12 protein-coding genes are annotated in these 15,543 nt (G+C 53.9%); 10 read left to right on the forward strand and 2 right to left on the reverse strand.

Annotated features, from left to right (window positions below; translation table 11 throughout):
• Positions 1–894: a carbohydrate ABC transporter permease gene (locus IDH41_RS00705; protein WP_223829333.1), complete on the forward strand. Its 894-nt coding sequence runs from the start codon at positions 1–3 to the stop codon at positions 892–894.
• 69 nt (positions 895–963) lie between these two features.
• Positions 964–2,430, forward strand: a complete 1,467-nt coding sequence (locus IDH41_RS00710) for an ABC transporter substrate-binding protein (RefSeq protein WP_190857339.1) — start codon at positions 964–966, stop codon at positions 2,428–2,430.
• Positions 2,431–2,538: 108 nt separating this feature from the next.
• On the opposite strand, the gene IDH41_RS00715 is transcribed toward IDH41_RS00710, so the two are convergent.
• Complete coding sequence (locus IDH41_RS00715; RefSeq protein WP_190857341.1) at positions 2,539–3,069, reverse strand: hypothetical protein; 531 nt, start codon at positions 3,067–3,069, stop codon at positions 2,539–2,541.
• A 236-nt stretch (positions 3,070–3,305) separates the two neighbouring features.
• Here IDH41_RS00715 and IDH41_RS00720 point away from each other — a divergent pair, with 236 nt between their 5' ends.
• From IDH41_RS00720 to IDH41_RS00755, 8 genes are all read left to right on the forward strand, one after another.
• Positions 3,306–4,049 (forward strand): S-layer homology domain-containing protein, encoded by a 744-nt coding sequence (locus tag IDH41_RS00720; RefSeq protein ID WP_190857343.1) that lies wholly within the window; start codon positions 3,306–3,308, stop codon positions 4,047–4,049.
• 244 nt (positions 4,050–4,293) lie between these two features.
• Positions 4,294–5,187 carry a nicotianamine synthase family protein gene (locus IDH41_RS00725; protein ID WP_190857345.1) on the forward strand — a complete coding sequence of 298 codons (894 nt, stop codon included), beginning with the start codon at positions 4,294–4,296 and terminating at the stop codon, positions 5,185–5,187.
• A 213-nt stretch (positions 5,188–5,400) separates the two neighbouring features.
• Positions 5,401–7,734, forward strand: a complete 2,334-nt coding sequence (locus IDH41_RS00730) for an AraC family transcriptional regulator (protein WP_190857347.1) — start codon at positions 5,401–5,403, stop codon at positions 7,732–7,734.
• Between the two features lie 280 nt (positions 7,735–8,014).
• Positions 8,015–8,986 (forward strand): ABC transporter permease, encoded by a 972-nt coding sequence (locus IDH41_RS00735; RefSeq protein WP_190857349.1) that lies wholly within the window; start codon positions 8,015–8,017, stop codon positions 8,984–8,986.
• A gap of 48 nt (positions 8,987–9,034) precedes the next feature.
• Entirely contained in the window at positions 9,035–9,907 is an 873-nt protein-coding gene (locus IDH41_RS00740) for a carbohydrate ABC transporter permease (RefSeq protein ID WP_190857351.1), read from the forward strand.
• A gap of 40 nt (positions 9,908–9,947) precedes the next feature.
• On the forward strand, positions 9,948–11,441 hold the full coding sequence (locus IDH41_RS00745; protein WP_190857353.1) for an extracellular solute-binding protein: 1,494 nt from the start codon (positions 9,948–9,950) through the stop codon (positions 11,439–11,441).
• A 288-nt stretch (positions 11,442–11,729) separates the two neighbouring features.
• Positions 11,730–12,842: a glycoside hydrolase family 88/105 protein gene (locus tag IDH41_RS00750; protein ID WP_223829334.1), complete on the forward strand. Its 1,113-nt coding sequence runs from the start codon at positions 11,730–11,732 to the stop codon at positions 12,840–12,842.
• Positions 12,843–12,857: 15 nt separating this feature from the next.
• Entirely contained in the window at positions 12,858–14,444 is a 1,587-nt protein-coding gene (locus IDH41_RS00755) for a glycoside hydrolase family 43 protein (RefSeq protein ID WP_190857356.1), read from the forward strand.
• Positions 14,445–14,544: 100 nt separating this feature from the next.
• Here the strand turns inward: IDH41_RS00755 and IDH41_RS00760 are convergent, their stop codons facing one another.
• Positions 14,545–15,396 (reverse strand): helix-turn-helix transcriptional regulator, encoded by an 852-nt coding sequence (locus tag IDH41_RS00760; RefSeq protein ID WP_190857358.1) that lies wholly within the window; start codon positions 15,394–15,396, stop codon positions 14,545–14,547.
• Positions 15,397–15,543: the final 147 nt, after the last annotated feature.

A 15,543-nucleotide genomic window follows, 5' to 3' on the forward strand; every position in this document is an offset into this window, starting at 1 on the left:
ATGGAAAAGAACGGATTGCTCGGCGATAAGCTGGTCATGGCTCTGGCTTACGGCATAATCGGTCTCTTTGCCGTCCTGTGTCTGTATCCGCTGCTCCTGACCGTCAGCGTATCTTTCTCGTCGGAGAAGGCGATCGCGATGAACGGCTATTCGATACTTCCGCAAGCCTTCAGCCTGGATACCTACAAGTATATTTTCGTCAACAGCGGATCCCGCATTCTGAGATCTTACGGAGTGACCGCGTTCGTCACCGTGGCGGGAACGCTGGGCGCGCTGCTCGTTACAAGCATGATTGCTTACGCCATCTCGATCAGAAAGCTTAAATACCGGAATATTCTGGCGTTCATCAGCAATTTCACGATCATTTTCTCCGCGGGACTCATTCCCTGGTATATGGTGAGCGTGAATTACTACGGCTTGAAGAACAGCATGCTCGCCCTGATTCTGCCTTCGCTCTTCAATGTGTGGAACATGTTTCTGATGCGCACCTACTTCGCCGGTATTTCGCCTTCCCTGTACGAGGCGGCGGAAATCGACGGCGCGAACCATTTCACGATCTTCTGGCGGGTAGCTCTGCCGCTCAGCAAGACGCCGCTGCTTACCGTCGGCCTGATGTACGCCCTGCAATACTGGAACGACTGGTGGCACGCGCTTATTTTTATCAACGAGAAAGATTTGTTCCCGCTTCAATATTACTTGTACAACATTCTCTCGAACGTCAATGCGATCAGCTCCGGACGCATTCCGTCGGGCGCCGCGGGCGCGATCACGCTTCCTGCGGAAACGGTGAAGATGGCGGTTACGGTCATTACGATCGGTCCCATTATTTTCTTGTTCCCCTTCATCCAGAAATACTTCGTTCAAGGCATCATGACGGGTGCGCTCAAGGAATAAGCGGCTTCGGCATTCAGCCTTCCAGGCTTTTGGATATAAATAGGACGTAGATAACGGGGAGGATTTTCGATGAGAAGAAGAAGCATGTCGATGATGTTGCTGGCCGTATTGTCTGTCGTCACGATTTTGGCGGGCTGCAGCGGGAGCAACGGCTCCGAAGGGGACAACAAGAAGCTGGAGACGATGACGATTCTGTATCCCGGGGAAGAGAGCGAGCGGTTGTCGGAATTTCTGGACAATGAGTTCGCCGAGAAGATGGCTAGCGAGCTCGGGCTCAAGGTAGAGGTCGTGTTCGTGCCATGGGCGCAGTATTGGGAGCAGAAGGACATTATGCTGGCCGCGAACGAACCGATCGACCTGTACTGGGACGGTCTTCCGGATTTGGCCGCGATCGTCAACAAGAAGCAGGCCATGCCGCTGGATGAACTGATCGAGGAATACGGCCAGGACATGCTGAAGGTGCTGCCGAAGGAACAGCTTCAAGGCGCCGTTATCGGCGGTCAAACGTACGGCATTCCTTCCGCGTACGCGCCGTCGTCCGCGATGTATCAGCTGGTCACCGTGCGCCAGGACATTCTGGAGGAAGTCGGCATGACGGAACTGAAGACGCCGGAGGACCTGAAGACGTTTGCGTCCAAGGCGGCCGAGCGGTTTCCCGAGATGAAGGGGCCTGCCGACATCGTCTTCAAGCCGCTGACCCGTTATTTCGCGGGCGAGCAGTATAACTGGATTGCGGCGGAGGATCTGGTCGTATTCGGGGAAGACAGCAAGGAGGCGTACAGCTACTTCGAAACCGAGGCTTTCCAGGAGATGGCGAAGTTCAACCGCGGCATGTACGAGGCGGGATTGTACTCGGAGGATTTGACGATCAAATATAACGAAAGAGACTCCCGGATGCAGACCGGCCTCTATTTGTGGGTGGAAGGCTCCCTCGGCAAGGAGATGGAAATCAGCAGCGCCGTCAAAGCGAACGCCCCGAACGCCGTGCTGAAGAGCTATCTGCTCGCGGAGGAGAAGCCGCGCTACATCACCTCCACCGGCGGGGAAGTGCTGGCCGTTCCGGTTACCGCTCCGAATCCGGAAGGCGCCATGAAGTTCGTCAACTGGCTCTATAAGTCCAAGGATAATTACTTATTCGCCTTGTATGGCGTGGAAGGCAAGGATTATGAAATCGTCGACGGCCGAATCAATAAACTGGCCGCCAACGAGTTCTTCTATGAATGGATGTTCCGCAATCAGAATTATCAGCTGTTCGCGCCGGAAGTCGCGCAGGAATCGATCGACAACTACAAGAGCTGGGACGAGAATGCGGTCCGCTCGGAATCGCTGGGCTTCCGCTTCAACAACGAGAAGGTGAAGGGCATCGAGACGGCGCTTCGGGAGGTAGCCGGCAAGGAGCTTGCATCCGTCCGCTCCGGATTCGTCGATTTCGAAACGGCCTATCCGGAGGCGATCAAAAAACTGAAGGATGCCGGAATCGACGAATACGTCGCGGAAGTACAGCGGCAATTGGATGAATTTCTGGCGAATAAATAACGGGCATTGAGCTTGTGCTAAACGGGCCGACGCCGCAAGCAGGGTATATCCGCTTGCGGCGTCGGCATTTTTTATACGAAGTTTACGGGCGCAGCCCGGCGGCAGAAGCTACGCCGAGAAATAGCGCAGCAGGCCGAGCAGGGCAAATCCGAACAAAACCGTGCCGGCTCCGATGCCCGTTATCGCGCTGCTCGCTACTTTGAGCCGCGGAGACACGAATACCGCAATGATGGAGACGGCAACGAGCAGCGCGGCGAGAAGATATAAGACCGGATCGTCAAAAACGCTTTTTAAGCCGATGAAATGAATGCCTACGATAAAAGCGATCCAGGGCGCCACATAATGTTTCCGTTTTCGCTTGATGAATACGAATGCGCCCGCGCCGGCCAAAAAGAGTTCGACATAGACCGATATCAAATAACGCCTGAACGCGCTTGTTTCGTTTAACGCGGAAGGCGCATCCCAGTTCGTCACGCTTAAATATACGCCAAGCAAGCATACGATCAGCGCCACGCCGGAAGCGATGCCGATATACACCCGCCAGCTTGCCCGGGGATTCTCCTGCGCCCAACCGAACCAGCAAAAGCTGAACATGCCGAATATAGACGCGTACATGGCATAATCCCTTATATATTCCATGAAAACCCTCCTGTCGATTGAGTGGTAAAACTTAGCATTTGCGCTACGTATCCACTATATCACAGACGCGAGCATTACAAGAGGCTTCGATTCTGCGGCCGATTGCCTGAAATCGTCCCCCAATTTTTTTTTTCGGCGTGAAAAATAATGGGCTCTTCGATTGTATTACTAGTGAAAGGACGACTTCAGTCGAAACTTGAAGCAATCTTACTCAAAAATTGGACGAGGTGAAAGAAATGAAAACAAAATTCAAAATGCTTACTCTTTCCACGGTTACCGCATTATCGTTAACTTTTGCAGGTCAAAGCTTTGCGGCCGCCAACCCTTTCACGGATTTAGCGAATATCGCGGCGAAGGATAAAATCGCAGCTTTGCAAGAACAAGGCATCGTCAAAGGGATTTCGGACGATCTATTCGCCCCTAATGCGACCATCACGGCGGCGCAAGGCGTTCAGCTTATCGTGAATGCCGCGAATTTGAATCTGGATCTCGTAAGATTCCTTGTAGAACCGAAAGCGACGGATTATTTCAAAAACGCGGACAATGATGCGTGGTATGCGAATGCGTTAATTACGGCAAGCGTTAACGGAGTCGAATTGCCGGACGATCTCGATCCGAACAAGAAATGGACGCGCGAAGAGTTCACTCACCTGCTGATTCGGACGATCGAAGCGCACAGCAATCTTCCTATGCTTAACCTCGTTCCCGCCGAAATTAACGATGAAGCGGATCTGACCGTTGATTATCAAGGATCGATTCAGCGCGCGCTCGCTTACGATGTCGTCGAACTGGACGAACAAGGGAACTTCCATCCGAAAGCCGAAATTACTCGCGCGGAAGCGGCGGAACAAATCTACAACGTGCTCGAATACGTGAAGGCGCATCCCGCGCCGGCGCCGGAAGCGGATCCGGCATCCGATGAAACAGACGCAAAAAGAGCGCCAGGATCGACAAGCCCGCAAATACCGGGTACTAAATAATAATTAAACATTAGCTTTCGCTAGGCGATCGCTTTCCGGAACGAACCGGGGAGCGGTCGCCTCTTTTTTATGACAGGAGAAGTATGCAGGGCCGGAAAGCTGTACGTATCGAGCGTTGTAGGCGTGAAGGCTTGGCAACCGATATTCCGGATTATGGCGATAGTTGCGAATCGTCTACATCCCGGGCCGAATGAATATATTTCGAAGTAGGAAATCAGGTGCATATCGAGGAGGAATCGGGCAAATGGAGGTTGATTCTACAGGTTCAATCCTACTTCAAGACAAGACGCCGAGATTGCAAACGGTTAACGAATTCATCGCTTTTATCCGTGAAGCCAATGAGCTTCTTGGGCAACAACTCGATCTGTCGCCTGCCAATCAGCTGGTTACAAGTATCGTTAATCGGCTGTCGCTTCGATTGCGATCCCGCTACTTGCCGGAGGAGATTGAGGCCGTTCTAAGCAACGAGTATATTCGAGGGAATCAACGGAGCTTGCAGCATCGGTTATCGGAAGCCGAATTTCTGGTCGAGCTGAGCGATTCTCGCCGCCTCTGCCATTCGGAGGATGCCGGCTTGGCTATCGTAACCAGGCTGCCTAACTGGAAGGTTTACATGGCCTTGGTTCGCGAGGAGCTGTCCATTCTTCGCCGGTTTATCGGGCAGGACGATCAGCCGGCGAAGTCGCCGATCGTTTTTGTCGGCAGCGGGCCGCTGCCGTTAAGTCCCATTATTTTGCATCTATTCGGCGATGTGGAGGTTATATGCCTGGAAATCGATTCCGCAGCCTATGAAGCCTCATGCGCTTTGCTCGAGCGCATGGGCTTAAGCGCGAATATAACGGTATTGGTGGAGAATGGATCGGCGTTCGATTATAGCGCGTACAGCCGGATTTTCGTAGCCAGCCTCGTTCGAAATAAGCCGGCTGTGCTCGAGAGGATTCGCCGCACATCCCCAAATCCTCTGATCGCCGTTCGAACAGCCGAGGGGATGCGTCAAATCATGTACGAAGCGGTAGACGAATCGCAGTTGAATATGCAGGGATGGCGGATAGCTGCGCGAACCCGGCCCGATGAAAATCTGATCATTAATTCGACTTTGTTTCTGGATCGCGACGCTGCTCCCGCCATAACGGATTGACTATCGGTCTCGTTGAACGCCGCCTTGGCAGAGGCGGCGTTTTTGCTTGTGCGCGTCAAAGCTCCGCAGGCGAACAAATCGGATTAAAAATAAGAGCAACAGGACATCGAATGCGCTAAAAATAATGTCCCCCTGTGCTATGCTTTTTTGATAAGCTTTTATAAGCGCTTCCGTCACGGATGGCCCATCATGATTTCAAGGAGCTGACCGCGCTTGGGAAATTTCAAATCCAAAATACTCCTATACAGTTTGCTGCTGGGTTCCGTGCCGACGATTCTCATCGGCCTCTTCTCCTATTTCATCGCGGCCAAAGACGTGGAGGAGAAAGTGAACGAGGGGAACATGCATCTGCTTGGCCAGACCCGGATGAGGGTGGAGCAGGTGCTCGATTCCATGCAAAGAACCGCTATACAGTTTCAGAACTCCGCTTTGTTGAAATCCGTGATGGACAGCAAGCTTGGCGGTCAAGATTTTATTACGGTACGCGAGCTCATGCAGGAAATGTTCAATATGCAGACCCAGACCATCTTGAACCAGGTTCAAGTCGTAAATCTGGGGCATGGCTGGGTCGTGGATCTGAACGCCTTGAAGCCGCTTGAAAGCATGGATCAGGAAGAGCTGAGAGGCTACGTCAATCGAAAGGACAGCATCTTCTGGGCGACCGGACCGGAGGCGGTTGCCGGGAACGCGGACGGAGAGGCTGCGGACAATTGGAACGGTACGCAGGAGAAAGCGACGATGCTGCGTCTGGTTCATAAAATACCGCTTCTTTCAAAAAACGCCTCGCCTGCCGGCATCTTGATCTTGCAAATAACGGCCAAAGATATTCGCGCCATGCTGGAGCCCGATAACTTGCGAGCCGCGCAATATATTCTAAACGATCAAGGAGAGGCGTTCTTGTCGCCGAGCCGGCAGAGAGCGGCTTACCGGTCCATTAACGAGCAAGTCGCCGAAAGGATCCGGCGCTCCGCTGAGCCGCAAGGAGCGTTCCACGCCGAGAGCGAAGGCCGCAAAGTAAGCGTGCTCTATGAAAGATCGGATTACAACGGCTGGACGTACGTATCCGTCGTATCGCTGGACAAGGTGACGGACCAGACGCGGAATATCGCGTTTATTACGGCGGCCGCCTGCATGGGCATCATCATCTCCGTGCTGATCGCTTCCTTGTTCGGCAGCCGGAAGATGTATTCGCCGATAAGAAGGCTGCACGAGGTTGCCGCTACCATTCAGCCGCAGCAAGGCGACAAGAACCGGAAGGACGAGTTCGAATACATTAAAGAAAGCTTGACTTCGCTGGCCGTATCCCGGAACGAACTGGACAAGCAGATGAAATCGCAGACGGCGCATCTGCGGGAATTTTACGTGCTGAAGCTGTTTGCCGAGCAGATGTCCGGAGCCGATGACAATTATGCTTCCGAACGATACGGATTTCCCGGGGGATGGGGAAGTCTCGGGGTACTGACGCTCGAGCTGGACAACCTTCAGCTGTCGAGGTTTCAGGAACAGGACCGGGAGCTGCTTCTGTTCGCGATCAACAATATCGTGTCGGAAACGCTGCCCGAAGAAGCCCGGTTCAGTCCGATCGTGCTGAATCATTCCCAGGTTACGCTGCTGACTTGCAAAGAGGACAATCCGGAAGCCGGACTCGCGTTGTTCTACGAAACGGCGAAGCTTATAAAAGCCAGAGTCCGGCAATATTTGGGCCTCGAATGCAGCATCGGGATCAGCCACCCGTTCAAGCGGTTATCCGATACGAAACGCGCGTACAAAGAGAGCATCGCCGCGCTCAAGCTGCGATTCGTTCTCGGGCCGAACATTATCGTACGTTACGCCGATATCGAGGAGCAAGGCAATGTGGAGAAGACGGTCTATACGAAATTGAGATTGATCGAGGATCAAATCGCGCTTGCGATCGAAGAACGGCAGCAAGGTAAGGCGGAGCGGCTGTTCCAAAGTTATTTGGATGAATTGCTCTGCAAGGACGGCTTCCATCAAGAGCATCATTTGCTGCTGCTTCAGCTGGCGTCGAGGACGATGAGCATCGTCCAAGAGCAAGGACTGTCGATGCGGCAGCTGTGGCATGGCGAAGAAGAATTGAAGCGTTTGCTGCGGCTGCAGACGCGGACCGAGATTACGGGCTGGTTCCAGTCCAGATTGTTCAAACCCGCGATCGGATTATTGGGCGAAATGGCCGACAAACAATTCGTGAACATTACGCACCGCGTCGTCGAAATCGTGCAGGAGCATTACGAGCGAGACATTTCCCTCGAATACTGCGCGGGCGTCATGAATTTCAACCCGGCGTATATTAGCCGCGTGTTCAAGAAGGAAATGGGCGTCTCCTTCAGCGATTATTTGTCCGATTACCGGATGAACGTAGCCAAGCATCTGTTATCCACGACCGGGATGAAGGTGTCGGAGATCGGCCCGAGAGTGAGCTACACGAATATTAGCGCCTTCATCCGTACATTCCGCAGAACGTTCGGTTTGACGCCCGGCCAATATCGCGAGACGCTGCACGGCGAGGAGAGCAAATCCGATAACTGAATGATGATCCAATTAAAGCCGAACGGCAGCGTTCGGCTTTTGTTATGCCTGACAGGTGCGGCCGGGCAGGAGCGCTTATGCAAGGTCATATCCGGCATAGGGAAAGGTGTTAACCGGCATATACGCGAAATGGCGCCGTCCCCCCGCGAATGCCGCAAGTCAAGCATTTCCCGCGGCTCGGCGCGTAAAGTCATGAACGGAGTATAGCCTTAAACGAAGAGGCTGCCCGATAATGAGGGCAGGAAAACGAATACAACAAGAAGCGTAGGGGAGAGATGCTATGAGGTCGAATCAAGCCGTGGCGGCAGCGGGCTTCCAAGGGAAAAGGGAGCTGCGGCTTCAGCGGAGAAAGCTGTTGCTCCGGGATCTGGTCAGGGACAGATGGATGTATCTGATGCTGCTGCCGGGCGTGCTGTATTTTATCGTATTTAAGTATGTGCCGATGTACGGGGTGACGATGGCTTTTCAGGACTACAAGCCATACCTGGGCTTTTTTGAAAGTCCATGGGTCGGCTTCAAGCATTTCGAACGCTTCTTTAGCGAAACGCACTTTTGGACGCTTTTTCGAAACACGATCGTTTTGGCTTTATACAATTTGATCTTTTTCTTTCCGCTTCCGATCGTTTTGGCGCTCATGCTGAACGAGCTAAGGAGGGAACGGTTCAAAAGATTCGTGCAAACGCTCATTTATATCCCGCATTTCGTATCGTGGGTTGTCGTGGTCGGGATCTTCTACATGCTGTTTACGACCGAAAACGGCATCGTTAACGAACTCCTTTATCGGTTGACGGGAGAAAAAATCGCGTTCCTGCTGGAGAAGGATTGGTTCAGGACGATGATCGTCTCCCAGACGATCTGGAAGGAAGTCGGCTGGGGCACCGTTATCTTTTTGGCGGCCCTCGCGGGAGTGGACATGCAGCAGTACGAAGCCGCCCGAATCGACGGCGCGAACCGGTGGCGGCAGCTGTGGCATATTACGCTGCCGGCCATCCGCAGCACGATCATCATTTTGCTCATTCTCAGGCTGGGGAACTTCCTGGACTCGGGCTTCGAACAAATCTTCCTGATGATTACGCCGACGAACCGGGAGGTGAGCGAAGTGTTCGATACGTACGTGTACACGAAGGGAATGACGCAGGCGCAGTACAGCTACAGCGCGGCCGTCGGCTTGTTCAAATCGTTTATCGGACTCATTCTGGTGCTCGGCTCGAACTGGCTTGCCAAGCGATTCGGGGAAGAGGGCGTTTACTAGCATGGCGGCGCCGGCGCATGCCCGATTAGATGGAAGGAGGACATAAATATGCGTCAAGATCGATCCTGGGGGAATCGTCTGTTCGACCTGCTCAATCATACGGTATTGTTTCTCGTCGCGATCGTATGCGTTCTGCCGTTCGTTTACGTGCTGGCGGTTTCCTTCGCCAGTCCGGCGGAGGTCGCCAGAGGCGGTCTTATTTTGTGGCCGAAACAATGGTCTATGGTATCCTATCAGTACATTTTCTCATCCGACACGCTGCCGCGAAGCTTGCTCGTCTCGGTCTACATTACGGTGGTCGGAACGCTGATCAACCTGGCGTTCACTTCGCTCATGGCTTATCCGTTGTCCAAGCCGCGGCTTCGGGGCAGAAATCCGATCCTGCTCGGCGTATTGATCACGATGCTGTTCAGCGGCGGCATGATCCCGACTTACTTCGTCGTGAACGGGTTGAATTTGACCAATACGTTATGGTCCTTGATGATTCCGAGCGCCATCAGCGCGTTTAACCTGATCGTGCTGAAAAACTTCTTCCAGCAAATCCCGGACGGATTGGAGGATTCGGCCAAAATCGACGGCTGCAACGACCTCGGCGTGCTGCTTCGGATCGTGCTTCCGTTGTCGCTGCCGGCGATGGCCACGTTCGGTCTGTTCTATGCGGTCGCCCACTGGAACACGTTTTTTAACGCCATCTTGTACATCAACGATAACGAGAAATGGCCGATTCAGGTCATGCTCAGGGAGATCGTTATATTGGCGCAGAGCCGGGTAGGGGATTCCGGCTTCGACGAGACGGACGTGCAGCCGTTAACGATCCGCATGGCGGTTATCGTATTCGCCACCGTGCCCATTCTGCTGGTCTATCCGTTTCTTCAGAAACATTTTGCGAAAGGCGTTATGCTGGGCTCCGTGAAAGGATAATCGATTCTATTCCGACAATAAAGATAATGGAGGGGGAAACATGAACAAAAAATGGATGACGGTCTTGGTAACCGCGATGGCGGGAATGATGGCCGTAACGGCTTGCGGAGGCAAGGGCGGAAACAATGGAATCGATGGCGATGGGCCTTATCCGCTCTCCCTGGTCATCAATCAAGTCGGGGAAATACCGGACCCGAACAACCCGATCGAGGAAAAAATTCGCGAATACACCGACACGGATCTTCGGATTCAGTGGATTCCGTATTCCGCGTACGACGAGAAGATCAACGTCATGATCGCTTCCGACGAGCTGCCGAAGCTGATGAAGCTGAATTATACGCCAACCACGATCAGCTCGCTCGAGGCCGGCTTGTTCTGGGACATTACGTCCCAGCTGAAAGATTATCCGAATCTGACAGCGCAGCCGCAGCCGTATTACGACAATATTAGCGTGAACGGAAAGGTGTACGGCGTCCCTCTATTCCGCGATATGGGCCGGGCGATCGTCAGCTTCCGCAAGGATTGGCTCGACGCGGCCGGTCTGAAGGAGCCGGTGACGCTGGACGATTGGTATGAAATTATCCGGTACAGCACGGAGGAGGATCCGGATAAAAACGGCAAGCGGGACACGTACGGGATGATGCTGGACAAAGCGTACAATCAGGGAACGGCCTCGACGTTGACCCGGCTTGCGGTTTCCCAAGGCGCGCCCAACAAATGGGGAATCGACGAGCAAGGCAATTTTTATCCGGAATTCGAATCCGAGCCGTTCTTCGACGTGTTGAAGCTGTTCAGAAGATTATATGAAGAGAAGCTGATCAATCAGGATTTCGCGGTGGTCGACTCCTCCGAGCTGAATAAAGTGTACGAATCCGGGCGCGCGAATATCCGCATCTCCGGAGGGAACGGTCAATCCTTGCAAACGAAGCTGGAGAAGGTGGTTCCGGACGCGGTCATCGACGTAGCGCCGCTGCAAGGACCGGATGGCATTCGCGTGCCGGGAGAAAGCGGCAATACCGGATTTCTGGCCATTCCGAAATCGACGGTTGCCTCCGAAGAAGAATTGGATCGCGTCCTCGCCTTCGTCGACAAGCTGCTTGAGCCCGAGATGGTCAATCTGATTAACAAAGGGGTAGAAGGCGTTCATTACAAGGTGGAAGGCGATTTCACCGTGACGATCGACGCCGAGAAGGACGCCCAGGAAGTCAAGCCCTACCGGGATTCGCTGCCGCAGCGGGGCGAATTGTACAACATGGAGAAGAAAGCCAAAGGAACGGAGCTCTTCAACAAAAATAAACAAATCGTGTACAACAATGAAAATTTCATCGTCGCCAATCCGGCACTGACATTGAATTCCGCTACGTACAATGAACGCGGCGGGGAACTGGAGCAGATCATTACGGATGCGCAAACCAAATTCATTATGGGGCAAATCGACGAGGCCGGCTGGAAGGCCGAGGTGGAGAAGTGGAGAAAGAGCGGCGGGGATCAAATGGCCGCAGAGTATAAAGCGTCCTACGAGAGCGTGAAATAATAGACTCCTTCATCCATGGAACAAGATAGACAGAGCAAGCAAGCGAAGGCGAAGCCAATCCATCCTTGCGATGCGCTGTCTCTCTTCGCGCTGCGGCCGCATAATAACCGTTCCGATGCTCGAATGGGCTCATTTTTTGCCTTTTATGCCGAAATCAAGCGTGATAGAAAATGAGCATAAAAAGCAAAGTATAGGGTTATATAAGCAAGAAACTAGAATTTTATATCATTTTGATGTTTTATAATGAACCTTGTGATCGTCATTACGAGAAATGGGAGGGGTACCGGCTTGAAGCAGGAAAGCAGATGGTCCGTCCGAACGTCAAATACGATTCTCGGTCAGGCGGACGGCGGAGGAATCCACCCGGAAATCGCCCGCCGCTGGGCGTATGTCCCCGGAATGATGCTGATGGCCATCGCCCGGACGGGCGAGTATTACAACGAGGATGCTTATATCGCGTTCATGAAGCGGCATATGGATCTGTTTGTCCAAGAGAACGGACTCATTCGCGGTTACCGAATAGAGGAATACAATCTGGACCAGATCAACCAAGGTAAAAATCTGTTCGGCTTAATCTCGAAATATCGGGAACCCCGCTACGAAGAAGCGGCCCATACGCTTGCCGCCCAGCTGATCGGACAGCCCAGAACGACGGACGGCGGTTTCTGGCACAAGAAGGTATACCCCTTCCAGATGTGGCTGGACGGATTGTACATGTCGTCGCCGTTCCTGGCACAGTATGCCCGAACCTATGGCCGGTCCGATCTGTTCGACGAGGCGGCTCATCAGCTCCTGCTCGTGGAAAGAAGAACACGGGATCGGGGAACGGGCTTGCTTTATCACGGTTGGGACGAAGCGAAGGAGCAGGTGTGGGCGGATCCGGACACGGGCCGATCCCCGCATTTCTGGAGCCGGGCTTTGGGCTGGTACGCGATGGCGCTTGTGGACAGTCTCGAGCATTTTCCGATTGACCATCCGAAACGCGGAACGATGATCGGAATCTTCGAACGATTGAGCCGGGCGCTCGGACGTTATCAGGAGGAGGAGAGCGGGCTGTGGTTCCAGGTGCTTGATCAAGGGTTCCGGGAGGGCAATTACCTGGAAACCTCCGGCTCCTCCATGTTTATTTACGCGCTGGCCAAGGGAGTGCGGCTTCGCTATCTGGAAGAACCGTCCCGGTCGGTAGCGGAGCGGGCTTATGAAGGCTTGATCGAACGGTTTGTCGAGGCGGACGATGCCGGCGCGCATCTTCACTCGATCTGCCATGGCGCGGGACTCAGCGATGACCGGAACGGCTCGTACGATTACTATATCGGCGAAAAAATCGTGTCGGACGCCCAGATCGGCGTGGCGCCGTTCCTTCTTGCAAGCTTGGAGATGGAGAAGTTGCGAGAAAAGTGAAGGAGGGGTTTCAGAATGGATTCAACATCAACCGAGCAAAAGCTGCGGCAAAAGCCGTGGCTATCGGATCAGGGAGACGGGACGTTCGTTAATCCGGTGCTGCATGCGGATTATTCGGATCCGGACATAATCCGGGCAGGGGACGACTTCTATATGACGGCGTCCAGCTTCGGCCACCTGCCGGGCTTGCCGATTTTGCATTCGAACGATCTGATCAACTGGAGGCTCATTAATCACGTTCTGCCGCGCATGGATCTGCCGAATTATGATGTGCCGCAGCACGGCAACGGAGTGTGGGCTCCGGCGCTTCGATTCCATGCCGGCAAGTTCTGGGTTTTTTACGGGGATCCGGATGTCGGCATTTTCATGAGCACCTCGGAGGACCCGGCCGGCGAATGGACGCCTCTGCATCTGGTTCAGGAGGGCAAAGGATTGATTGACCCTTGTCCTTTCTGGGATGACGACGGCGAGGCTTACCTGGTTCACGCGTTTGCCAGAAGCAGGTGCGGCATCAAGCATATATTGCGAATGTGCCGGATGTCGCCGGACGGAACGCGCCTTCTGGACGAGGGGCGGATCGTCTACGACGGCACCGAGGGGCATCCTACGATGGAAGGCCCGAAGATGTATAAACGGAACGGTTATTATTATATTTTCGCTCCCGCAGGGGGAGTATCGACGGGATGGCAGACCGTATTGCGGTCGGCCTCGGCGTTCGGACCCTATGAGGATAAGGTCGTACTCCATCAAGGCGGCGGTTCGGTCAACGGACCTCATCAAGGCGGCTGGGTGGAGCTTGCTTCGGGCGAATGCTGGTTCATGCACTTCCAGGACAAGGGGGCGTACGGACGGATTGCCCATCTGCAGCCGATGCGCTGGTCGGACGATTGGCCGGTGATGGGCGCGGACTCGAACGGGGACGGAATCGGCGAGCCGGTTATGCGTTATCCGAAACCGAACGTGGGCGGCGTATTCGCGATCGGGGCGCCGGACGACTCGGACGAATTCGAGGGTACCGGCCTGGGCCTGCAGTGGCAGTGGCAAGCCAACCCGAATCCGGCTTGGTATTCGCTCGAGAAGGCAAGCCATCTCCGATTGTTCGCTTTCCCGGTGCCGAACAATCAGCCTTCCCGTACGTTGTATTACGCTCCTCATTTGCTGCTGCAGAAATTTCCGGCGGAAGTATTCCAAGCGGAGGCGAGGCTGGACGGCTCGGAATTAAAGCCCGGCGAGCGGGCGGGATTGATCGTCTTCGGACGAAGGTTCGCGTATGCCGCCGTGCAAAGGAAGGCAGACGGCTCCGGCATGGCGGTCATCCGGGCAGAAGGCGGCGACGCGGAGGAGAAGGAGGTTTGGTCCGGCGCGATGACGGAAGGCATGACGGTTACCTTCCGGGTTTCGGTCGATCCCGATGCGATGTGCCGCTTCCATTATGCTGCGCAAGACGGACCCTTCCTGCCGTGCGGGGAGATGGAATTCCAGGCGGAGAAAGGTCACTGGGTCGGAGCGAAGGTAGGCCTGTTTGCCGCCAGTCCGGAGGATGCAGCCGACCGCGGCTATGCGGACATCGACTGGTTCAGAATTGCGGGAGGGAATCGATAGAGACGATAAGAGCCGTTCCAGGCTGGATGACCCTATTGGAACGGCTCTTTTTTTAAATACAAGAAAGTATAAGCTAGCGGTTCGTGCGTAGCGAAGCCGTTTACGCTTGTTCGTTCTGCTTGCGGTACCGGAGAGGGGTTGTACCGGCAATCTTCTTGAACGTTTTATTGAAGTGGGCGATATGCTCGAAGCCGGTCTGCTCCGAAACGAGCTGCACGGACTCCCGGCCGCTTGCGAGCATCTTCTGCGCTTCCCGAATGCGTACGACTTGAACATACTCGCGAAAGTGAAAGCCTGTTAGTTTAGTAAAGATCCGGCTGAGGTAGGAAGGGCTGATATAGAATTGCCCGGCAACCTGCTCCAGCGTGAGCTTTTCCCGATAGTAGGTTTTGATATACTGGGCGATTTCCGTAATTTTCTGATGCATCGGATGTTCATATTCATGCGACGCCTGGGATTGAAGCGCGCTTTCGATCCGGCGAAGCCGGATGAGCAGCTCGTTCATGCATGAGCGAACGAGCGAGCCGTAGTGCGTCTGCTCCGATTTGCATTCCTCGAGCATCGCGCGCAGCAGCCGTTCGATCTCCGGCTGGTCCTTGAGCGGAATCCGAATTAATCTGGATGTCGCGTCGTTCAACAATCCGGCGACTCCGGCATCCCCCTGCTCGATGAAGCTTCGGGAAAATCCGACGAGTATCCGCTCGAAGGTCGGTTTATCCGTGCTTGCCGTCGAATGGAGATCATGCGGACGGACGATCATCAAATCCCCTTTCCTTACGGTAAACACTTTGTCGTCCATGAAATAAACCCTCTCCCCGTTAAGCAGGTAATAGAGCTCGAAGAATGGATGTTCATGAGGGCGGGGCATGCTGCTCGAACCGTTCCGCGACATGTATTGGATCGAGAAATCGTGCTCTCCGATATGGTACTTGGGGTGGTGCCTGTCATTCACATTCATCACCTGCCTGAGGTTGTAATTTTTTTAATCGGGGCTATCTTTCCTTCCACTATTTTAAACGCTTACATCTTCGAAGTTCAACAAGAAAAGCAAAATTTTATCGGAAATCGGCATCATCGGCAGAAGAATTTAGCATTTTCA

The organism is Paenibacillus arenilitoris (assembly GCF_014705655.1).
GTDB lineage: Bacteria > Bacillota > Bacilli > Paenibacillales > Paenibacillaceae > Pristimantibacillus > Pristimantibacillus arenilitoris.